Source organism: Pseudomonas sp. MWU13-2100 (assembly GCF_023242365.1).
In the GTDB taxonomy this organism is placed as follows: Bacteria; Pseudomonadota; Gammaproteobacteria; order Pseudomonadales; family Pseudomonadaceae; genus Aquipseudomonas.
This window is the reverse complement of the sequence record NZ_JALLIX010000127.1, coordinates 1-776: the sequence shown is the minus strand read 5'-3', so window position 1 is coordinate 776 and position 776 is coordinate 1. Positions and strand designations below refer to the sequence as shown.

Sequence of the window (776 nt, the reverse complement as noted above, 5' to 3'; positions counted from 1 at the left end):
GGCTGACGGCGAAGACGGTGGAGTGCTTCCACGCCAACCAGCGTGTGGCCAGCCACCTGCGCTCGCAGCACAAAGGCCGCCACACCACCCAGACCGAGCACATGCCCAAGAGCCACCGTGAGCATGCCGAATGGACACCGCAACGGTTGATCCGCTGGGCAGAGCAGACCGGGCCGAACACCGCTGGCGTTATCGCTCACATCCTCGAACGCCGGATCCATCCGCAACACGGCTTCCGTGCCTGCCTGGGCATCCTGCGCCTGAGCAAACAGCACGGCGAAGAGCGGCTGGAAGCCGCTTGCCAGCGTGCGCTGGCACTGGGCGCATGCAGTTACAAAAGCCTCGAATCGATCCTGCGCCAAGGCTTGGAGCGACTACCGCTGGCCCAGCAGAACCTGCCGCTGTTGCCCGACGAGCACATCAACCTGCGCGGCCCCGGCTACTACCACTGACCTGAAAAAGGAGCACCACCATGCTACCCAACCCGACCCTGGACAAGCTGCAAACCCTGCGCCTAAACGACATGATCAAGGCGCTTGGCGAACAGCACGCAACGCCCGATATCAACGACCTCAGCTTCGACGAACGCCTGGGCCTGATGGTCGACCGCGAGCTGACCGAGCGCGAAGACGCCCGCTTGAGCACTCGCCTCAAAGCAGCACGTCTGCGCCACAACGCTTGCCTGGAAGATATCGATTACCGCAGCCCGCGCGGCTTGGATAAATCCCTGATCCTGCAACTGGGCAGCGGCCAATGGTTGCGCGACGGCCTGAACC

At 63.5% G+C, this 776-nt stretch carries 1 protein-coding gene and 1 pseudogene; both read left to right on the top strand.

Translation table 11 applies throughout. The annotated features are described in order from the left end of the window. A pseudogene (locus M5B99_RS29660) lies at nt 1–452 on the top strand (IS21 family transposase); the annotation flags it as partial. Between the two features lie 20 nt (nt 453–472). Further along, nucleotides 473–776: ATP-binding protein (locus tag M5B99_RS29655; RefSeq protein WP_248807463.1), on the top strand; the 304-nt coding region annotated here is incomplete at its 3' end.